At 73.4% G+C, this 19,942-nt stretch carries 20 protein-coding genes; 11 read left to right on the top strand and 9 right to left on the bottom strand.

Annotated features, from left to right (window positions below):
- Window positions 1-70 precede the first annotated feature (70 nt).
- The 4 genes from Aau02nite_RS20015 to Aau02nite_RS20000 all read left to right on the top strand — a co-directional run bounded on the left by Aau02nite_RS20015 (window position 71) and on the right by Aau02nite_RS20000 (window position 3,578).
- Window positions 71-907, top strand: coding sequence for a hypothetical protein (locus tag Aau02nite_RS20015; protein WP_212990036.1), 837 nt, complete (start codon window positions 71-73; stop codon window positions 905-907).
- A complete protein-coding gene (locus Aau02nite_RS20010; protein WP_212990035.1) occupies window positions 904-1,296 on the top strand; it encodes a GntR family transcriptional regulator in 393 nt (130 codons plus the stop codon). The genes Aau02nite_RS20015 and Aau02nite_RS20010 overlap by 4 nt, the downstream gene beginning before the upstream one ends.
- Before the next feature lie 101 nt (window positions 1,297-1,397).
- Window positions 1,398-2,735: a BNR repeat-containing protein gene (locus Aau02nite_RS20005; RefSeq protein ID WP_212990034.1), complete on the top strand. Its 1,338-nt coding sequence runs from the start codon at window positions 1,398-1,400 to the stop codon at window positions 2,733-2,735.
- 27 nt (window positions 2,736-2,762) lie between these two features.
- Window positions 2,763-3,578 (top strand): SAM-dependent methyltransferase, encoded by an 816-nt coding sequence (locus Aau02nite_RS20000; RefSeq protein ID WP_212990032.1) that lies wholly within the window; start codon window positions 2,763-2,765, stop codon window positions 3,576-3,578.
- 12 nt (window positions 3,579-3,590) lie between these two features.
- Here Aau02nite_RS20000 and Aau02nite_RS19995 read toward each other — a convergent pair whose 3' ends face one another.
- Entirely contained in the window at window positions 3,591-4,433 is an 843-nt protein-coding gene (locus Aau02nite_RS19995) for an SGNH/GDSL hydrolase family protein (protein WP_212990030.1), read from the bottom strand.
- 109 nt (window positions 4,434-4,542) lie between these two features.
- On the opposite strand from Aau02nite_RS19995, the gene Aau02nite_RS19990 reads away from it, so the two are divergent.
- Window positions 4,543-5,763 (top strand): threonine synthase, encoded by a 1,221-nt coding sequence (locus Aau02nite_RS19990; RefSeq protein WP_212990028.1) that lies wholly within the window; start codon window positions 4,543-4,545, stop codon window positions 5,761-5,763.
- A 1-nt stretch (window position 5,764) separates the two neighbouring features.
- Here the strand turns inward: Aau02nite_RS19990 and Aau02nite_RS46535 are convergent, their stop codons facing one another.
- Window positions 5,765-8,245 (bottom strand): serine/threonine-protein kinase, encoded by a 2,481-nt coding sequence (locus Aau02nite_RS46535; RefSeq protein ID WP_246595288.1) that lies wholly within the window; start codon window positions 8,243-8,245, stop codon window positions 5,765-5,767.
- A gap of 142 nt (window positions 8,246-8,387) precedes the next feature.
- Here Aau02nite_RS46535 and Aau02nite_RS19980 point away from each other — a divergent pair, with 142 nt between their 5' ends.
- On the top strand, window positions 8,388-9,722 hold the full coding sequence (locus Aau02nite_RS19980) for a glycoside hydrolase family 43 protein (protein WP_212990026.1): 1,335 nt from the start codon (window positions 8,388-8,390) through the stop codon (window positions 9,720-9,722).
- 40 nt (window positions 9,723-9,762) lie between these two features.
- Complete coding sequence (locus Aau02nite_RS19975; RefSeq protein ID WP_212990024.1) at window positions 9,763-10,707, top strand: phosphotransferase family protein; 945 nt, start codon at window positions 9,763-9,765, stop codon at window positions 10,705-10,707.
- A gap of 3 nt (window positions 10,708-10,710) precedes the next feature.
- On the opposite strand, the gene Aau02nite_RS19970 is transcribed toward Aau02nite_RS19975, so the two are convergent.
- From Aau02nite_RS19970 to Aau02nite_RS19955, 4 genes are all read right to left on the bottom strand, one after another.
- Entirely contained in the window at window positions 10,711-11,133 is a 423-nt protein-coding gene (locus Aau02nite_RS19970) for a hypothetical protein (RefSeq protein WP_246595287.1), read from the bottom strand.
- 77 nt (window positions 11,134-11,210) lie between these two features.
- Window positions 11,211-12,470 (bottom strand): alpha/beta fold hydrolase, encoded by a 1,260-nt coding sequence (locus tag Aau02nite_RS19965; protein WP_212990022.1) that lies wholly within the window; start codon window positions 12,468-12,470, stop codon window positions 11,211-11,213.
- Between the two features lie 30 nt (window positions 12,471-12,500).
- Complete coding sequence (locus Aau02nite_RS19960) at window positions 12,501-13,229, bottom strand: GAF and ANTAR domain-containing protein (protein WP_212990020.1); 729 nt, start codon at window positions 13,227-13,229, stop codon at window positions 12,501-12,503.
- 37 nt (window positions 13,230-13,266) lie between these two features.
- Complete coding sequence (locus Aau02nite_RS19955) at window positions 13,267-13,911, bottom strand: GAF and ANTAR domain-containing protein (protein WP_281421001.1); 645 nt, start codon at window positions 13,909-13,911, stop codon at window positions 13,267-13,269.
- A gap of 492 nt (window positions 13,912-14,403) precedes the next feature.
- On the opposite strand from Aau02nite_RS19955, the gene Aau02nite_RS19950 reads away from it, so the two are divergent.
- Both Aau02nite_RS19950 and Aau02nite_RS19945 read left to right on the top strand, forming a co-directional pair.
- Complete coding sequence (locus Aau02nite_RS19950) at window positions 14,404-15,513, top strand: glycosyltransferase (RefSeq protein WP_212990016.1); 1,110 nt, start codon at window positions 14,404-14,406, stop codon at window positions 15,511-15,513.
- A complete protein-coding gene (locus Aau02nite_RS19945) occupies window positions 15,510-16,568 on the top strand; it encodes a glycosyltransferase (RefSeq protein ID WP_212990015.1) in 1,059 nt (352 codons plus the stop codon). The genes Aau02nite_RS19950 and Aau02nite_RS19945 overlap by 4 nt, the downstream gene beginning before the upstream one ends.
- 12 nt (window positions 16,569-16,580) lie before the next feature.
- On the opposite strand, the gene Aau02nite_RS19940 is transcribed toward Aau02nite_RS19945, so the two are convergent.
- On the bottom strand, window positions 16,581-16,970 hold the full coding sequence (locus Aau02nite_RS19940; RefSeq protein WP_212990014.1) for a DUF5994 family protein: 390 nt from the start codon (window positions 16,968-16,970) through the stop codon (window positions 16,581-16,583).
- Window positions 16,971-17,110: 140 nt separating this feature from the next.
- Between Aau02nite_RS19940 and Aau02nite_RS19935 the strand changes: the two genes are divergently transcribed.
- Window positions 17,111-17,518, top strand: coding sequence for a sigma factor (locus Aau02nite_RS19935; RefSeq protein WP_212990013.1), 408 nt, complete (start codon window positions 17,111-17,113; stop codon window positions 17,516-17,518).
- 12 nt (window positions 17,519-17,530) lie between these two features.
- On the opposite strand, the gene Aau02nite_RS19930 is transcribed toward Aau02nite_RS19935, so the two are convergent.
- Entirely contained in the window at window positions 17,531-17,950 is a 420-nt protein-coding gene (locus Aau02nite_RS19930) for a hypothetical protein (protein WP_212990012.1), read from the bottom strand.
- A gap of 97 nt (window positions 17,951-18,047) precedes the next feature.
- Window positions 18,048-19,199 carry a CaiB/BaiF CoA transferase family protein gene (locus Aau02nite_RS19925; RefSeq protein WP_212990011.1) on the bottom strand — a complete coding sequence of 384 codons (1,152 nt, stop codon included), beginning with the start codon at window positions 19,197-19,199 and terminating at the stop codon, window positions 18,048-18,050.
- A 70-nt stretch (window positions 19,200-19,269) separates the two neighbouring features.
- On the opposite strand from Aau02nite_RS19925, the gene Aau02nite_RS19920 reads away from it, so the two are divergent.
- Window positions 19,270-19,941, top strand: coding sequence for an acetoacetate decarboxylase family protein (locus tag Aau02nite_RS19920; protein ID WP_212990010.1), 672 nt, complete (start codon window positions 19,270-19,272; stop codon window positions 19,939-19,941).
- The last annotated feature ends 1 nt before the right edge of the window (window position 19,942 follow it).

The raw sequence follows: 19,942 nt of genomic DNA, 5'->3' as shown, positions 1-19,942 counted from the left end.
TGTATTGACACAACTGAGGCCGCCTGGCACGCTCCCCCTTGTATCAAGTGCATGACACAAAGGGGGACGGGTGCACGTCATCGCCACGGTGGTCCTGGTGTTGCTGCTGCTCGGCACCGCCGCCCTCGCGCTGGCCCGGGTCCACTGGCCCCTCACCGCGCCGGCCCCGGCCGCCCGCCGCCCCGACCCCGCCGCGAAGTGGCGCCTGGCCGGCATCCTCGCCGGGGCCACCGGGGCTGCCATCGCCGTCGCCGCCCAGACTCCGGAGCTGGGCCGCGGCATCCTGCTGGCGGCGCCGGTCTTCAGCATCGGCGTGTTCGCCGGGGCGCTGACCGGCGAGGCGACCCGCGGCCTGCCGGCGGGCCAGGTGCGCCGGGCCGGGCTCCGAGTGCGCCGCACGCTCGACTACGTCCCGCGCCTGCTGGGCGCAGGCGTCGCGGCGTCCATCGTGGCGCTGTTCGCGGTGGCCACCCTCACGACCGTGACCGCCTCGGCGGACTCCGGAGGCCGGCAGCTGGTCTGCCCGGGCAATGTGCGGGAGCCGTGGCCGGGCTCGTACTACACCGTTCCGGCCCTGTCAGCCGTCGTGGCCGGGCTCGTGCTGGCGGCGTTCACGCTGCACCGGGTGGTCCGCCGCCCGCAGGCCGCCGAGCTCGCCGCCACCGACGACGCGCTGCGACGGCGTTCCGCCGAGGTCGTCACCGCCGCGACCGGCGTGCTGGTGCTCATACCCCTGACCGGCATCGCCCTGACCGCGGCGCTCGCGCTGCGAACCAGGTCGGAGTGCTCCGCCCAGTGGTGGGACGGCGCGGGTCAGGGCCTGTCCGCGCTGGGCCTGGTCGCGTTCGCGGCGGCGGCCTGGTGCGGCGCCTGCCTGCTGCTGCCGGCGAAGCGGTCCCGGGCATGAGCGAGCCGCCCGTCCTGAGTGTCACGACGACGGATCCCACCCCGCCGTACGAGCAGGTGCGCCGGCAGCTCGCCGCCCTGATCGGCAGCGGCGCCCTGGCCCGGGGCGAGCGCCTGCCCCCGCTGCGGCAGCTCGCCGGTGACCTCGGGCTGGCCGTCGGCACGGTGGCCCGGGCGTACCGGGAGCTCGAGGCGGCCGGCCTGGTCGTCTCCCGGCGCGGCGGCGGCACCCGGGTGGCCGACCACCCGGCCCGCCCGGCCGATCAGGCCGACGACGATTCGGTGCTCCGGCGGGCCGCGGAGGACTACGTCTGGCGCGCCCGCGCGGCCGGCGCGGACCGCGGCTCCATCCTGGACGCGCTGCACCGGGCCCTGGACGCCACTCCCTGATCACTGACATCGACGTCCTTGACGATCTACGAGACCGGGGCATACCGTCGGCGAAACCGTCCCGGGCCCCAGCGAAGTCTCCGAGGTCGATGAAACGATTCATGACCGCCGCAGTCCTGATCCTCGCCACCGCCCTCGCGGGCTCCCCCGCGGTGGCAGCGGCTCCCACGGTGACGCAGAGCTCCGTCACGGTGCTCACCACCACCGGCCGCACCGCTCTGACCTACACCGGCTACATGAACAGCGAGTCGTTCCAGCAGGACGGCATCACCACCGTCGCCGGCTGGCAGTACACGGCATTCTGGGACCAGAGCGGCTACGTGAACCTGTCCCGGCGCCAGCTGCCCGGCGGCGCGTGGCAGAACCTGCGGCTCACCGACTACGCGACGACCTCCACCGACTCGCACAACACCATCAGCATCGGCATCTCGCGCCAGGACGGCACCCTGCACCTGGCCTTCGACATGCACTCCTCGGTGCTGCGCTACCGCCGGTCAGTGGCCGGACTGATCACGTCCCCGGGCACGGCGGCGTGGTCCGCAGCCAGCTTCGGACCGATGGTGTCCACGCTGACCGGGGCCGGCATGCCGACCATGACCTATCCGCAGTTCCTCACCACGCCGGCCGGCAAGCTGCAGCTCGCCCTGCGCACCGGCACCAGCGGCGCCGGCGACGAGGTGCTCTACGAGTACGCGGCCGGCACGTGGACCGCCCTCGGACGGTTCATCGACGGCACCACGGCCGGCAACAACGCGTACCTGTTCGGGCTGGAGTACGACAGCACCGGCCTGCTGCACGTGACGTGGACGGTCCGGGAGACGTCGAACGCCAGCACCAACCACGACCTGTTCTACGCGTACAGCCGGGACGAGGGCCGTACCTGGCGCAACAACGCCGGGAGCGTCATCGCGACCACCGGCAGCTCCCCGCTGATCTCCGACGCGGCCGGGCTGCGGGTCTGGGCCATCGGCCAGAACCGCGGCCTGATCAACCAGGAATCGCAGGTGGTCGACAAGGCCGGGATCGTGCACGTGCTGGCCTCACACCTGCCCGCCGCGGCGCCGAGCACCAGCGACTTCACCGCGGCCCGGGAGCGAGCCGTGCTGGTGCACTACTGGCGGGACAAGGCGTCGAAGGTCTGGCACCAGACGTACACGCCGTTCCTGGAGCGCTCGAGCCGCGGTGACATCGGGGTCGACGCGGCGGACAACCTCTACGTGGCCAGCGGCGACTCCAGCACCCGCAAGCTGCACATCCAGACGGCCTCGAAGGCCTCCGGCTGGAAGGACTGGACGCTGCGCTACACCTCGGCCGCGATCTACTACTCCGACCCGCTGGTCGATCACGAGCGGCTGCGCACGCTCGGGGTGCTGAGCATCTTCGCGCCGCGCTACGGCGGAAGTCAGATCGACGTCCAGGACTGGACGGTACGCCCGTGACAGCCATCGAACGCCTACGATCCCTGCATGGAGCAGACGCAGCCGCCCGTGGACCTGCAGACCGACCGCCCGCACCCGGCCCGGGTCTATGACTATCTGCTCGGCGGCAAGGACAACTTCGCCGCCGACCGCGCCGCCGCCGAGCAGGGCATCAAGGCCAATCCGGCCAGCCGCACGCCGCCGCGGGAGAACCGGGCGTTCCTGCGCCGGGCGGTCCGCTTCCTGGCCGCGGAGCGCGGCATCGACCAGTTCCTCGACATCGGTACGGGCATCCCGAGCGCCCCGAACGTGCACCACGTCGCCCAGGAGGTGAACCCGGCCGCCCGCATCGTCTACGTCGACAACGACCCGATCGTGCTGGCCCACGCCCGTGCGCTGCTGACCAGCACCCCCGAGGGCCGCACCGAGTATCTGGACGCGGACCTGCGCGACGTGGATTCCATCCTGAAGGCGCCGCAGCTGCGCGACACCCTGGACCTCGACCGCCCGGTGGGCCTGCTGCTGATCGCGATCCTGCACTTCATCGGCGACGAGGACGACCCGGACGGCATCGTCGCGCGCCTGCTGGCGGCCCTGCCCCCGGGCAGCCACCTCGTGCTGTCCCACCTGACCGGCGACTTCGACCCGGTGGCGTGGGAGCACGTGGCGGCGATCTACCGGCGTACCGGGGTGACTATGCAGGTCCGCCCGCGCGAGCGGATCGCGGGCTTCTTCACCGGCCTGGAGCTGGTCGAGCCGGGCGTCGAACTCGTCAACCGCTGGCGCCCGGACGGCCCCGGTCCGGACGGCGAACCGACCGACGCCCAGGTCTCCGTGTACGGCGGGGTCGCCCGTAAGCCCTGACGCTGCCCGGCCTCACCACTTGAAGCGGCCCGGATAGGTCACGTCGGCCAGCTTGTTCTGCCCCTCCACGTCGGGGTGGAAGTAGTCGATCTCGTTGACCAGGTCCAGGGAGAACCGGACCCGGTGCGCGGCGCCGCCGTCCCAGCGGCACTTGCGGCCGTACTTCTCGCAGGCCGCCTCCAGCTCCCGGTTGTACGCGTCCACCCGGTCCCCGACCTGCCGGCGGCGCTCGTCGTCGGCCTTCGCGGTCGAGGTGGGCCGGGCCAGCAGGGACTGGCACACGCCGCGGCGCCAGGCGCGGACGGCGCGCTCGTTCTCGTGGCCCAGCTGCCACAGCCGGTACAGGTTCGGGATGCTCACGACCAGCACGCGCGTCTTCGGCAGCCCCTTCTTGAGCCGGGCGAGGGCCGTGTCGACCTGCTTGCGGAAGGTCCGGGTCTTCGTCATGTCCGCGACCCGGTCGACGCAGGCGTCGTTGGCACCGATGAGGACGGTGACGTACTGGACCTTGTCGTCGACCGCCCGGTCCGCCTGCCCGGCGAGGTCACGCGCGCGGGCCCCCGGTACGGCGTAGTTCTCCGCGTTGCCCCTGATCGCGCCGTTGTCCTCCCGGATCCGCCGGTAGTGACTGTCCACCGCGGCACTGCTGCCGGTGGACCACGAGTTGCGGCTGCACGCGACCAGCGTGAAACAGGAGCCGTAGCCCGCGGTGATGGAGTCGCCCAGCGCTCCCATCGACGCGGGCAGGCCCTTGGCGGTGCCGGTGGGCTCGGGAGCGGCGGTCCCGGCCCCCTCGCAGGCCAGGGCCAGGGCGGCGAGCACGACCAGGACGGCAAGGTGCCAGCGGCGAAGCACGAGTAATCCCCCATCACCGAAAGCAACGACTGCATCACCGTAAGGCATTGGCGTCTCGGCCGTCACCCCGGTCACCCACGGTCACACCGGACATCGCAAGCTGATCACCATGACCTTCTCCGCCCTCAGCCACCTGGAGTGCTCCCGGACCGGCGTCCGCTACGACGCGGACGTCGTGCAAGGAGTCAGCGACGCCGGCGTACCGCTGCTGGCCCGTTACGACATCGAGCGGGCGGGCCGGACCCTGACCCGCGAGGCGCTGGCCGCGCGCCCGGCGACACTGTGGCGGTACCACGAGATGCTGCCCGTGCGTGACCCCGACCGGCTGGTCACCCTGGGCGAGGGTATGACGCCGTTGCTGCCGCTGCCGCGCTACGGCGCGCGGATCGGCGTAGCCGGGCTGCTCCTGAAGGACGAAGGCACGGTGCCGACCGGATCCTTCAAGGCGCGCGGCGCCGCGGTGGGGGTCTCCCGGGCCGCCGAGCTGGGCGTCACCGGCGTGGCCATGCCGACCAACGGTAACGCGGGCGCGGCCTGGGCCACCTACGCCGCCCGGGCCGGCCTGACCTGCCTGATCGCGATGCCGGTCGACGCGCCGGCCATCACCCGTACGGAATGCGTGGCCACCGGCGCGGAGCTGTACCTCGTCGACGGGCTGATCGGCGACGCGGGCAGACTCATCAACGCGGCGGTCCGCGAGCGCACCGGCTACCAGGAGGTCTCCACGCTCAAGGAGCCGTACCGGCTCGAGGGCAAGAAGACCATGGGGTACGAGATCGTCGAGCAGCTCGGCTGGCGGGTGCCGGACGTCATCCTGTATCCGACCGGCGGCGGGGTCGGGATCATCGGCATCTACCAGGCCCTGCGCGAGATGCAGGAGCTGGGCTGGATCGGCGCCGACCTGCCGCGGCTGGTGGCGGTGCAGGCCGAGGGGTGCGCACCGATCGTCGAGGCGTTCGCGGAGGGTGCCGACGTGAGCCGGCCGTACCCGGACGCGAAGACCATCGCCTTCGGCATCACCGTGCCCAAGGCGCTCGGCGACTTCCTCGTCCTGGAGGCCGTCCGCGCCACCGAGGGCACAGCGGTGGCGGTCAGCGACGAGGCGCTGCTGGCCGAGCAGCTGCTCGTCGCCCGCGACGAGGGCGCCTTCATCTGCCCGGAAGGAGCGGCCTGCCTGGCCGCCGCCCGGCAGCTGCGCGACAGCGGCTTCATCGGCGCCGCCGACAGCGTGGTCATTCTCAACACGGGTACGGGCCTGAAGTACCCCGGGACGATCACGGTCGACGTGCCGACGCTGCCCGTGGACGGCAGGATTCCGGCCCGGCGCTGAGTCAGCCGGCGGACGGAACTCCACCCGAACAGGTGACAGTGATCCGCGCCAGCCGGTTGCCGTGCTTGAACTCCACCGAAGCGCTCGACCCCGGTCCCTCGTCGACCTCGTTCACCTTGTACGGCTTGGTCGCGGACCAGGACAGCAGCTCCGCGGTCGAAGCGCTCGGACACGTCGCCCGGACCGAACCACCGGCCGAGGTGAAGGTCCGCTCCTCCGCCGGGGCGTCGGTCGTGGGTGCGGCGGTGGTGGGCGTGGGCTCCTCCGGGTCGGGCCCGCCGCCCGGGGCCGCCGTCGTCGTGACCGGGACGCCGCCGCCGTCCGCCGGCGGCGGGAAGTCCCCATTGGCCGGCGGGCCGCCCGGCTCACCGGCGGCGGCCGCTCCGGTCCGGCCGGCGCGACCGGGTATCGGCGCCCCGTCGGGAGCGCTGGGCTTCCCGGCGGTCGAGGGCGTGCCCGCCGAGGGAGCGGCCGACACGACATCGGCGCCGCTGAAGAGCGGACCGGCGGCCGACGGCCCGGCGTTGTCGCCGCCGGGGTTGATCAGCCACCAGAGCAGGCCGACGACCCCGAGCAGCGCCACCGCGACGATGAGCGGGAGGACGCGTCGGCGTCGGCGTCGGGCCGTGGCCCGTGCTCCGGCGGCCGACGAGGCGGCTGGCGGCGCTCCGGCGGCCGGCGTGGTGGTGGGTGGCGCGGCGGCGTGGCTGTGCGCGGGGCGGACGGTCGGGGCGGCGGAAGCCGAGCCGGCGGCGAAGACGGGGTCCGATGACGCGGCGGTTGCGGCCGCGCCTGAGGCCGCGGCGTCCGGCCAGCCCGGCCCGGACGCAGCCCGTTGGTCGGGCAAAGTCCGCTGGTCGGGCGCAGTCCGCTGGTCGGGCGCAGTCCACTGGTCGGGCGGAGCACCCGACCCGGCCGCAGCCCGGGGATCGGCCGCAGCCCGCGGATCGGCCGCAGCCCGCGGATCGGCCGCAGCCCGCGGATCGGCCGCAGCACCCGGCCCAGCAGCCGCACCGGCGCCCGAGGGCGGGGAGGTCGCGGCCGGTCGGCCGAACTCAGCCGCACCAGACCCGCCGAGGCCAGCAGCACCAGCGCCGCCGAGGCCGGCAGCACCAGCGCCGCCGAAGCCAGCAGCACCAGCGCCGCCGAAGCCGGCAGCACCAGCGCCGCCGAACTCGGCAGCGTTTGCTCCAGCGGAGCCGGCCGCGGAATCAGGCCCACCGCCTTCGACGGCTTGGTGCCGCCCGCCGAAGCCGGCGTCCGCAGCCGCTGCCGCGCCCGAACCTGCCGCCGCATTCGACCCACCGAAGCCACCTGCGCCGCCCGAGGCGGCAGCGCCACCCGAGGCGGCAGCGCCACCCAAGGCGGCAGCGCCACCCAAGGCGGCCGGACCAAATCCACCGAAACCGCCCGCGCCCGGCCCGCCGAAGCCACGACCAGCATCCGGCCCACCAGCATCCGGCCCACCGGCATCCGGGAAGGCCGGCCGCGGCGGGTGGAACATCTCCGGCGGGACCCGATCCGGATCACCGAGCGCAGCCACCGCCACCCCCGGCCCGGCCCCGGCCGCCCCGGAGGAACGCCGCCGGATCAGCACCGAAGGCTCGTCGTCGAACGACGGCCCCTCCGGACCGGCGGGCGCCGCGTCCTCCACCACCCGCAGCCCCGCACCCTGGGCGAGCAGCGCAGCCGCCTCCCGGGCGCTGGGCCGCTGCGTGGTGTCCTTGCTCAGGCAGCGGTTGCACAGCGCGGTGATGTAGTCCGGCACGCCCGGGCGGGTCGGCAGCGGTTCCGGGTCGATGTAGACGTGGGCGTTGAGCATCTGGGTGGTGGTGTCGGCGCTCCAGGGTGAGTGCCCGGAGAGCATCCGGTAGAGCAGGACGCCGAGGGCGTACACGTCCGAGGCCGGCTCGACACCGTCGCCGGTGAGACGTTCCGGGGCCAGGTAGGCCGGGGTGCCGAGGACCTCGAACTCCTCGTCGCCGGTGCCGGCCGGGTTGATCGCCGCGGCGATGCCGAAGTCGACGACCTTGGCGCCGGTCTCGGTCACCATCACGTTGGCCGGCTTGATGTCACGGTGCACGAGGCCGTCGGCGTGGGCCGCGGCCAGCGCCGCCGCCACCTCGGCGGCCATCCGCATCGCGAAGCGTGGTGACATCGGCCCGGCGTCCATCCGGTCCTGCAACGTGCCGCCGCGGACGAGCTCCATCACGACGTACGGCACCGACGCCCCGTTCTCGCGGGCCTCGCCGTAGTCGTACACCTGGGCGATGTTGGGGTGCGACAGCGCCGCCGCCGCCCGGGCCTCGGCCCGGATCCGGTCGCGGGCGTCCGGCTCGCCGGCGTGTTTGCCGGCCAGCAACTTCACCGCGACCGGCCGGCCGAGCACCTCGTCGCGGGCGCGCCAGACCACGGCCATGCCGCCGACACCGATCTCGTCGAGCAGCGCGTAGCGGCCGCCGAGCAATTGAGCCCCCTCCATCCGGGGCAGTCTGCCCGGATCCGCGCCGCGGCGCATCCCCGGGGTCCCCCACATCTTGACGGGGATCTATGTATTGCGCTGAGATGAACGACGTCATCGCTTGTTAACGGTCACATCATCCCAGCCGCCGGGAGGACCCGCCATGCCCATCCCCAGACGCCTGCTGACGGCGGCGGTGACCGGCCTGCTGGCCGCCGCGGCACTGACGGCGGTCACCACCCGACCCGCGGCCGCCGCCGGACCCGCGCCGCACTACCTGATGACAGCCTTCACCAACTCCAGCGAGTCGAACATGTACGTCTACGACTCGTCGAACGCCACGAACTACGACCTGATCAGGGCGAACGCGTTCACGCCACCGTCCGGGCTGATCCGCGACCCGAGCATCATGCGGCACACCGACGGGTACTACTACGTCGTCTACACGACCAACTGGACCGGGAACACGATCGGCTTCGCCCGCAGCGCCGACCACGTGACCTGGACGTTCCTGCGCAACGTGACGGTCGGGCTGAACGGCGCGACCGGCAGCACCTGGGCGCCGGAGTGGTTCAAGGACACCGACGGCAGCGTCCACGTCATCTTCTCGGCGTCGACGACCGGGACGGCGGGACAGTTCCAGCCGTACAAGATCACCGCGACCAACGGTGATCTCTCCGCCTGGAGCGCGCGCACCCCGATCGGCATCCCGGCCAACCACATCGACACCTTCGTGGTGAAATCCGGCAGCACGTACCACGCGTTCGTGAAGAACGAGACGACCAAGTACATCGAGCACGCCACGGCCGGCTCGCTGACCGGACCCTGGACCTTCACCGGTACGGGCAACTGGGCGGGCTGGGGCTCCGGGCTGGAGGGTCCGGCCCTGGTGCAGCTGCCCAACGGCTCCTGGCGGCTCTACTTCGACCAGTACGGCGCCGGGCGCTACTACTACGCCGACAGCAGCGACCTGAACACCTGGTCGGCCAAGACCGAGCTGCCCGGCCTGTCCGGCACCGCGCGGCACTTCACCGTGCTGCGGGAGAACGTCGGCGACAGCACCGCGGTCCCGACCGGCAACCGGTCCCTGCGCTCGGTCAACTTCCCCGACCGGTACGTGCGCCACCGCAACAGCCTCGGCTATCTGGAGCCGGCCGGCACCGCCACCGACCGCCTGGACGCGACGTTCACGATCGGCGCCGGCCTGGCCAACGGCAACTGCTACTCGTTCCAGTCGGTCAACCCGGCCGGCCGCTACCTGCGGCACGCCAACAACCGCCTGGTCCTCGCGGCGAACGACGGCAGCGCGACGTTCCGCAACGACGCCACGTTCTGCGGGCGGGCCGGGCTGTCAGGCAGCGGGATCTCGTTCGAGTCGTACAACTATCCCGGCTTCTACCTGCGGCACTACGGCTACGAACTGCGCATCGACCGCAATGACGGCAGCGCCGCCCTGAAGCCGGACGCCTCCTTCACGGTGACCGCGCCGCTGGGCTAGGTGTACTGACCACGGACCTCTGACACATAGGCTCGCGCTCATGACCGACGGCGACTGGAGGGATGGTGGCTTCCGGCAGCGCCGGCCCTCCGCGGAGACTCTCGCCTGGGTCGCGGCGTCGATGGGTCGAGGCAGCCGCATCGTCGGCTGTCGCCGATTGACCGGTGGCGTCTGCTCGGCCGTGCATCGGCTGACTGTCGAGCGACGCGGAATGCGAAAGTTCGTCGTACTGCGGCAGTACCCGGGCGGGCTCGGCCTGCAGGGGAGCCTGGAGAAGGAGATCGCCAACCTCGGTGTGGTGGCGGGAAGCGGGCTCCCGGTTCCGAGCGTCCTGGCTGCTGATGGTGCTGGTGCGTCGACGGGCGGCGCGCCGTCGTTGCTGATGACACGGCTGCCGGGGCATGTCGACCTCAATCCGGCGGAACCTGGGTCGTGGATGACGAGGATCGCGGAGATCGCTGTCTTGCTGCATTCCCTCGATCTGCCCGCGAGGACGTTCAGACCGTGGACGGATTCCTGGATCGCTTCGCGGGACGGGTTTCAGGTGCCGGTCGACGCACAGAGACCGGCGGTGTGGAAGGCGGCGTTCGGTGTCATGGCGGCGCCGCCGCCAAAGGACAATGCCGTCTTTCTGCACTGCGATCTTCTGCCCGTCAACATGCTGTGGTCGCGCGGGAGGATCACCGGACTGACCGACTGGAACTCCATCCATCGGGGGTCGCGCGCGATGGACATCGGGCACTGCCGGCGATACTTGGCGGCGCTCTACTCGCCCGAGTGGTCGGAGCAGCTCCGGTCGCTCTACGAGTCGATCGCCGGGGTGACTCTCGATCCGTGGTGGGACCTGTATGCCCTGCTGCACTACGACGACAGCGGGCCGAAGTGGATCCGTGGTCAGGTCGCTGGGCGGCGGCCGGTCGATGTGCCCGGCATGACTTCCCGGGTCGAGGTCGCTGTCGAGACAGCGCTACGGCGCCTCGGATAGGCGTCAGGGCGCGGCGAAGTCCGCGGTGGTGGCGGCGGGGTGGCACTCGGCGAGCCGGGCGCCGATGACCTCGGGCTCGACCGGCAGGGTCGCCGCGCCGGCGCCCGCGATCGGCCGGGGGCGGCGCGGCTGCACGCGGCCCGAGCTGCCGCCGCGGCCCGGGTAGACCATCAGGCCGTTGACCGGGTCGGGCACCGCGTCCAGGGCCGCGCGCACACCCGGCAGCTCGCGGAACACCGGCCACTGCCCGTCACCACGGAACGCGATCTCGAACAGCACGCCCCACGAATGCGGGTGCCAGTGCCACTCGTACGCGCCGTGCGTCAGCGCCGCCTCGGTCAGGGCGTCGCCGTGCGCGTCCTGCCAGCGCGCCGCCGAGAGCGTCGCGCCGTCGAGGACCTCGACCGACCACCAGTGCAGTTCCATAGTGCGATCGACCGTACGCCCGCCGCGCCAGTCCCGGGACGGTCAGCGGCGAGCTCCGCAGATGGTGCGAGGCGGCGTCAGTGGCGTCCGGCGGCCATCCCCATCAGGTGGCCGAGGATGTGCTCACCGGCGACGCGCAGCCCGTTGTGCTCGTAGGTGTTGGTGACCCAGACCCGGGTGTTGCCGACCGCGCGGGCCGTCTCCAGCTGGAGCTGCGCGTCCACGTACATGTCGTCGAAGTAGACCGCGGCGTGGACCGGGACCTCGTTGGCGGCCAGCCGGTCCAGGTCGTACAGCGGTGGCCAGTCGTCGTAGCCGGCCAGCAGGTCGGCGGCCGCGGCGAACGGCCGGAGCGCGGCGATCTCCCGGAACATCCAGGGATACATCATCTCGCCGGTGAACAGCAGCGGGTCGGCGTCGGCGGCGAACTCCGGGTGCCGGGCCAGGGCCCGTTCGGCCGCCCAGCCGGTGGCCGAGCCGTCCGGGTTACAGGTGAACTCCTGCAGCGCGAAGATCGGGATGTCGATGAACCCGGTGGCGGCCATCACCGCGTACCGGAAGCCGTCGGCCGGCTGGTCGCCGTGCCAGGCCTCGTCGAGCAGCCAGTGCAGGTTGGCGTAGCCGTCGCTCATGCCGAACGAGTTGCCGAGGAACCGCAGGCGGCGGGCGGTGAGCCGGTCACCGTCGGGCAGCCGGATCTCGTTGTCGTCGAGGTGGTCGGCCAGCCGGCGCACGGCCGCGACATCCCCGGGGTACGCGCGGTAGTACTCGGCGTTGCGGGCGGCCACCCGCGGGTAGGTGCGCGCGTACCAGTCGTCGACGGTCGCCTTGATGCCCGGCAGGCCGCCCGTCACATAGCAGGAGCGCAGCCCCTCGGGGGCCCGCGAGAGGTACGCGAGGGTGATGAAACCGCCGTAGCTCTGCCCCAGGGTGTCCCACCGCGCGCCGCCGGCGATCCGGGCCCGGGCGACTTCCGCGTCCGCCACGATGCTGTCCGCGCGGAAGAGCCGGAGGTGGGCTGCCAGCTGCTCGGGCGTCATGCCGGCCACGGTCCGGGCGGTGACCGGCGAGCTGCGCCCGGTCCCCCGCTGGTCGAGCAGCAGCACCCGGTGGGTGCGCAGGGCCCGGCCGAGCCAGCCGTCCGCGGCCGTCGGCCGGGGCGCCTTGCCACCCGGGCCACCCTGCAGGAAGAGCAACCACGGCAGGTCGTCCCCGGCGCGCTCGGGGGCCACCACCTCCCGGGCGAACAGCTCGATGGTCGCCCCGGCGGGATCGTCATGATCGAGCGGTACGGCGAGGAGATGGTCGCGGAAGCTCAGGCCCGGAGTGGCGATCATGCGGCCACGGTATCCGCCACCCCCGGCCCGTCAGTCGCGCGGCAGGGCGGCGATCAGACCCGGATTCGCCAGCACCGCCTGGGCCACGTCGGTGAGCTTGCGGTTGGTGCGGCGCGAGTAGCCGCGCAACGCCGTGAAGGCGGCATCGATGGAGATGTCGTGCGCCTGGGAGATCGCCCCTTTGGCCTGCTCGATGATGACCCGGCTGTTGAGCGCGCCCTGCAACTGCTCGGTGAGGACCTCGCCGCGGCGCACCGCGCGTTCCTGCAGCAGGGCGATCGCGGCCACGTCGGTGAGCGCCTGCACGATCAGCACGTCCGCCTCGTCGAAGTTGCCGCCGACCGTGCTGCCGAAGACGTTGAGCGCACCGATGACCTCCTGGCGTACCCGCATCGGGAAGGCGTGCACCGACCGGAACCCCGCGCCGAGCGCGTGCCGGGTGAACTCCGGCCAGCGGACGTCCTGCGCCAGGTCCGCGTTGAGCACCGGCTGAGCGGTGCGGTACGCATCGAAGCACGGCCCCTCGCTCACCTGCACCTGGAAGATCTCCAGGATCCGGGCCTGCTCGTCCGAGGCGGCCATGAACCGCAACTGGCCCCTCTGGTCCGCCAGCAGGATGCCGACCGCGGAGGCGCCGACCAGGTCCGCCGTGCGCACGGTCAGCATGTGCAGGAAGTCGTGCAGGTCGAAATCGTCCACGAGCGTGTCCGCCACCTCGACGAAGATCCGCGAGAGACGCTCGGCCGATACGGTCGTCATGTCTTCCTCCGGTGCGTGGACTGCTTGCTTGAAGTGTTCACCCATCACGCTCGAACCGCAGTTCGCGCGCCACTATCGCGCGGGCGACGTCGGCGAGGCGGCGGTCGCGGGCGTACGCGTACGCCCGGATCCGGGCCATCGCCTCCGGCAGCGTGCCGCCGATCTGGACCATGACCATGCCCTGGGCCTGGAACAACTCAGTCGTCGCGCCCAGCGGCTCGTCCCCGTCCGGCCCGTCGGTCAGCAGGACCGTGACCGCCCGGTCGGCCAGGGTCAGCGCCCGCTCCAGCTCGGCACCGGTGAGCGAACCGGCCCCGGCGCGGAACAGGTCGAGGACGCCGAGCTGGGCGGCGCCGATCTGGAGCGGGAACGCGAAGACGGCGCACATGCCGGCCTCCAGCACCGCCGAGGCGTAGGCCGGCCACCGCTGGAGCCCCTCGCCGGCCAGATCCGCCACCAGCACCGGGCTGCGGTCGGCGGAAGCATCGACGCAAGGGCCTTCGCCGAGGACGAACTGCAACTCCTCGAGGCGCTGGCTCACCGGGTCCGCCGCGGCCAGCAGGCTGACCTGACTGTCCCGGGCGACCACGGAGAGCCCGGCGCCCGAGGCGGGCAACATCCGCATCGCTAGACGGCAGAGGTGGCGCAACCGATCGACGCGGTCACCGGCTCCGAGGTCCATGGTCATCGCCGCTCACCCGCCGGTGCGGAGAGTGTGGTGCCACAGCGGCGCGGAGCGGGACATGGCCGGACCTTTCGGCTGAGGTGCTGCCGGGTCCGGGGCAGCCGAGCATCGACGTGCTGGTCGACGGCTAACCGTACCGCAGGCCGGCCGTCCGGCTGGTGTCTCAGAGCACGATGTGGCCGCGTACGACGGCAGCACGGGGTCCGACACCGCAGTCGGCGGTACGGTGACGAAGCCGTCAGCCGGCGCCCGACCGGCTGCGCGTAGGCTGGCGGCGCCCGCCCTCGACGACGACCTCCACCCCCGGGTGGCTCCAGCACGGCTCGTCAGCGGGCTTCCACGACCGGCACCAGCGGCGTCGACGACGCCCGGCCGGAGTGCGCCGCGCAGCTCGCACCACAGTTCTCCGATTCACCGCCCGGACCCGGCCTTCCGCCGGCGCTGCCGGGCGCGCTCCGGCGCATCCCCCCGAACCGGAAGGCAGGCCCTGTGGCCACCAGATACGGCTTCCTCAGCACCCACCCGCCGACCCGCTGCGGTCTGGCCACCTTCAACGCGGCCCTGGCCGCCGCCCTCACCGCCGGTCCCGCCTCCGGCGGTGTGGTCCGGGTGACCACCGGCGCCGGCGACGGACCGCCGGGCCCCGACGTGGCGCACACCTGGCCGGGGCACGACGCCGACGGCTGGCGGTCCGCCGCCGACGCCCTCAACGGCTACGACATCGCGATCATCCAGCACGAGTACGGCATCTACCCCGGCGCCGACGGTGCGGACGTGCTGCGGCTGATGCGCCGGCTGCGGGTGCCGAGCATCGTCGTCCTGCACACCGTGCTGAGCCGTCCCACGCCCCGGCAGAAGTCGGTGCTGGAGCAGGTCGTCGGGGCCGCGGGCGCCGTCGTCACCATGACCGGCACCGCGCACGACCGGCTGATCGTCGGCTACGACGTGGACCCGGCCAAGGTGTCGGCCATCCCGCACGGCGCGGCCGACCACACCGGCACGCCGGTGGTCCGCGGGCCCCGCCCGCACCTGCTCACCTGGGGCCTGCTCGGCCCCGGCAAGGGCATCGAGTGGGCCATCCAGGCGCTGCCGCACCTGCGCCGCCTCGATCCCGTCTACACCGTCGCCGGGCGGACCCATCCCAAGGTGCTCGAGCGGCACGGCGAGGCGTACCGGGCGAGCCTGCACCAGCTCGGCGCCGAGCTCGGAGTGGCGCAGTCCGTCGATTACCGGTCGCAGTATCTCGACGACGCGGCGCTGGGCGCATTGATCCGGTCCGCCGACGTCGTGGTGCTGCCGTACGACTCCGTCGAGCAGGTGACCTCCGGGGTGCTGATCGAAGCGGTGGCCGCCGGGGTGCCGGTCGTCGCCACCGCGTTCCCGCACGCTGTGGAGCTGCTCACCGACGGGCCGGGGCTGCTCGTACCGCACCGCAATCCCCGGGCGCTGGCCACCGCGATCCGCAAGGTGCTCACCCAGCCGGCCCTGGTCCGGACCACCGGCGACGCCGCTACCCTGCGCTGGCCGGCGGTGGCCAGCCGCTACGAGGCGCTGGCCGAGGGACTGCTGACGAGCGCGGCGCAGCCGGCCCCGGCGTGACCGCGGTCCTCGGTGTCCCGGCCCGGCGCCGACAGGCTCCGGCCCCCAGCTTCGCGCACCTCGCGCGGCTGAGCGACGACACCGGCCTGCTGGAGCACGCCCGGCACGCCGTGCCCCGGCGCGAGCACGGCTACTGCACCGATGACGTCGCCCGCGGGCTGGTCGTGGTCAGCCGGGAGCCGGAACCGGCGCCGGCGGTGCTGCGGCTGGCCGAGGTGTACCTGAGTTTCCTCACCCACGCGCAGGACGACAGCGGCGCGTTCCGCAACCGGCTCTCGTACGACCGGCGCTGGACCGACGACCCCGCCCTGGGTGACTGGTGGGGTCGCGCCCTCTGGGGTCTGGGCACCGCGGCCGCCCGCAGCACGGCACCGTGGATCCAGCAGGAGGCGCTGTACGCCTTCGAGCTGGGTGCCGGGCGCCGTTCGCCGGCGCCGCACGCCATGGCCTTCGCCGGGCTGGGGGCGGCCGAGGTGCTGCGCCGGCATCCGGAGCATCCCGGGGCGGCGGCGTTGCTGGCCGACGCCGCGGCGGCCGTCGGCTGGCCCGACTCCGACCCGCTGTGGTCCTGGCCCCGGCGGCACCTGGCCTACGCCAGCGCCGCCCTGGCCGAGGTCGTGATCCTGGCCGGCACGGCCCAGCAGGACATCGCCCTGCGGGCCGCCGGGCTGCGGATGCTGAGCTGGCTGCGCGGCCTGCAGCTCGTCGACGGCCGGCTGTCGGTGCTGCCGGCGGCCGGCTGGCGCCACGGCAGCCCACGACAGCAGTACGACCAGCAGCCGATCGAGGTGGCGGCGCTGGCCGACGCCTGTGCGACCGCGGCCGCAGCCACCGGGGACCCCGCCTGGCACGACGGGGTGCGGCAGTCGATCGGGTGGTTCCTCGGCGACAACGACACCGGGGCGGTCATGTGGGACCGGGCCACCGGCGGCGGCTACGACGGGCTGACCCCGTACGGGCCCAACCTCAACCAGGGCGCGGAGTCGACGCTCGCGCTCATCGCCACCCTGCAGCACGGTCGCGGGGTGGCCGGTTTCCGCGCCACCGGCCGATGATCATCCGAGGGCTCAGGAGGTGGCGATCCGGCTCTCCGGCACGTCCCAGTCCTCCTCGAGCACCCCGGCCCAGGGCACGACCCGCACCGCGATCGAGCCGCCGGCCGCGCAGCTCGCGGTCAGCAGGCCGGTGGACTGGCCGGAGAAGTAGCCCACACTGACCATGCGGCCGTCCACCTCGACGTCGTGCGGGCGGCGGCTCCAGCCGGCCGCGCTGAGCCGGAGCCGGACGATCGGGCCGAACCGGTCGTCCAGGGCCAGCACCAGGCCGGGCAGTTCGGCGGCCGGGTCGGTGGACCGGGGCCACCAGCAACCGTGCACCACCGGGCGGGAGCCGGTGGAGGATTCGAGCCACAGCCGGGGCGCGGTGGCGGGCGAGCGGGTGTCGGTCGAGCGTGCCATCGGACTTCCTGTCATCGATGAGCGTCGTCGGGCACGGGTCCAGACCAGGAACGAGAGTTGCGGCAGGGACGAGGTCCACCGAAGCCGGTGAAGGGGGAGACACTGTGAACAGTACGCCTGGACAACCAGCGGGAGGCGCCATGACCGCCACGGTGGTGTTCCTGACCGAGTACCGCGACCGTCCTTCCCGGCTGCTGACGCTGCTCCGGCGGGTCAGTGCCGCCGACCAGATCGCCTTCGGCCGGCTCTATCTCGCGCTAGAGCCGGAGGTCACCGCCGTCGTACGGGAGCAGGTGGGCGACCCTCGGGAAGCCGAGGAGATCACCGCGGCCACCTTCCTGGAGGCGTGGCAGTCCGCGGACCTGCACACCGCACCGGGCACCGACGTGACCGGCTGGATCACCGGCATCGCGGCGCGCCGGGCCGGGGAACAGCACGACCCCCGGACCCGGTCGCACCCGTCCCGCCACGACTACTCCCCGGGCGTGACGCTGGCGGCGCTGCTGAGGCACCCGCCCGCCCGGCGCAGCCCGTTCCGCCGCGGCTGAGACGCCGGCCGGCTACGCCGCGAGGGTTCTTTCCGCGACGATGGCCGCGATGCACTCGTAGGCGTCGGGATGCCCCGACCGGCCCGGGTCCACGCAGGCCAGGGAGGCCGCGCGCTGCTCGTCGAAGGCCGGCATCGGCACCCCGGCCGGGTCGCCGGACGCCACGAACGGGAACGGCCGGCTGCCGGCGGGCGCCGAGATGTCGCGCCGCCTGCCGTGGGGTCGGGTGGAGGCGCCCGGGCCGCGCCCGGCACCGCCCGGCAGCAGCGTCGCCGCTTCCTCGTCCATGCCGCCGTCGCCGGTCGCCAGGGACAGCTGGGTCTCCTCGCTGTCCGGCTGTAACGGCCAGCAGCCGCTGCGGACGATCAGTCTGCCCGCGCTGCGCTCGCGGTGAGGCAGTTCCGTGCCGTCGTAGGTATCGATGGTCTTCATCACGGCCTCCCTGCGGGACGGCGGCCGAGGGTCCGGAGCCACCCTTCACGGTACGCCGGATCCGGCCGGGCGAACCCGCCGAGATGTGCCGATTTCGTCAGGGTGCCGCCCGGACCGCGCCGCCGTCGAGCCAGCCGCCGGCGTCCCCGAGGTCCCAGTCGGCGAGGATCTCGCGGGTGTGCGCGCCGGGCAGCGCCGGGGCGCCGACCGGTCCGGGTGGCGTCGCGGAGAAGCGGGGGGCCGCCGCGGGCTGCACCACGCCGCCGGGGCGTTCGAAGGTGCCCCGGCTCGCCAGGTGCGGGTGCTCCGGGGCCTCGGTCAGCGACAGCACCGGCGCGACGCACGCCTCGGTGCCCTCGAACACCTGCACCCACTCCTGCCGGGTGCGGGTGGCGAACGCGGCGGCGATCCGGGCCCGCAGCTCCGGCCAGCGGGCGCGGTCGTACTGGGCCGGCAGGTCGTCGCCGGGATCGAGCAGGCGGATGAACTCGGCGTAGAACTGCGGCTCCAGCGCGCCGACGGCCAGGTGGTGACCGTCCGCCGCCGGGTAGACGTCGTAGAAGGGTGCGCCGGTGTCGATCAGGTTCACGCCGCGCTCGTCGCGCCACTGGCCGGCCGCGCTGAGGCCGTACAGCAGGGTCGTGAGATGGGCCGCGCCGTCGGTGATCGCCGCGTCCACCACCTGGCCGCGACCTGTGCGCGCGGCCTCGCGCAGCGCGGCCAGCAGGCCGACGACCAGGTAGAGCGAGCCGCCGGCGAAGTCGCCGAGCAGATTGACCGGCACCTGCGGCGGGCCGCCGGCCCGGCCGATGGCGTGCAGGGCGCCGGTGACCGCCAGGTAGGTGATGTCGTGCCCGGCGCCGGCGGCGAGCGGCCCGTCCTGGCCCCAGCCGGTCATCCGCCCGTAGACCAGCCGCGGGTTGCGGGCCAGCGCCGCGTCCGGACCGACGCCGAGCCGCTCGGCGACCCCGGGGCGGTAGCCCTCGATGATCGCGTCGGCCCGCCCGGCCAGGGCGAGCACCAGCTCGCGGCCACGGTCCTGCTTGAGGTCCACCGCGATGGAGCGTTTGCCCCGGGTCAGCAGGTCGAAGCGCGGGTCCACGGACAGCGGCGAGCCGGGGCCGATGCGGTCCACCCGGACCACGTCGGCGCCGAGATCGGCCAGCAGCATCGCGGCGAACGGGCCCGGTCCGATCCCGGCCAGCTCGACCACCTTGAGACCGCGCAGCGGTCCCCGATCATCCGGCATGCGTACCTCCGGGCACAGGACCCCCTACGATGAATGTCGTCGATCCCCCTCGACCGGGAGGCAGGCGATCATGTATCCGCCCCAGCCGTGGGATCTGCGCGGTCAGCTCCATCTTTCGGTCTTCGCGGTGCCGCGGCCGGCGCTTGCGCCACTTCCCGGACCGCTCGCGTCTGCCGTGCAGCCGATCCCGTTCGGCCGCCACGTGCTCGTCGGCGCGGCCTGGGTCCGCTACGAGCCCGGCGGGGTGCTGCACTACCGGGAGCTGCTGTCGGCCGTGCTGGTCCACGAGCGGTGGCGGCCCCGAATCAGCATCACCGAGATCTGGGTGGACAGTGTCGAGTCCCGCGACGGCGGCCGGGCGCTGTGGGGCATCCCCAAGGATCTGGCCGACCTCGAACTGCGCGACTCGCCGGGCGGCGACCTGGTCGCCGCGGCCGGCACCGGGCCGGAGCCCGGCGACCCGCGCGCCCCGATCGGCTCGGCCTCCGTGCGGCGCGGCCCGCGGCTGCCCGGCCGCTGGCCGACGCCGCTGTCGGTGGTGCAGGCTCTGGGTGACAAGGTCGTGCGCACACCGGTACGCGGCAGCGCCGGGTTGCGCCTCGGCACGGCCACCTGGCGGATGGAGGCCGGCGGGCCCCTGGGCTACCTCGCCGGGCGGCGGCCGCTGCTGACCCTGACGCTCACCGACTTCCGGCTGCGCTTCGGCGCCGCGGCCCCGGCCCCGGCCGCCACCTGGCCCTGAT

It is taken from the genome of Actinoplanes auranticolor, from assembly GCF_018332655.1.
Classification (GTDB): domain Bacteria; phylum Actinomycetota; class Actinomycetes; order Mycobacteriales; family Micromonosporaceae; genus Actinoplanes; species Actinoplanes auranticolor.
This window is presented reverse-complemented; position numbering and strand designations above follow the sequence as displayed.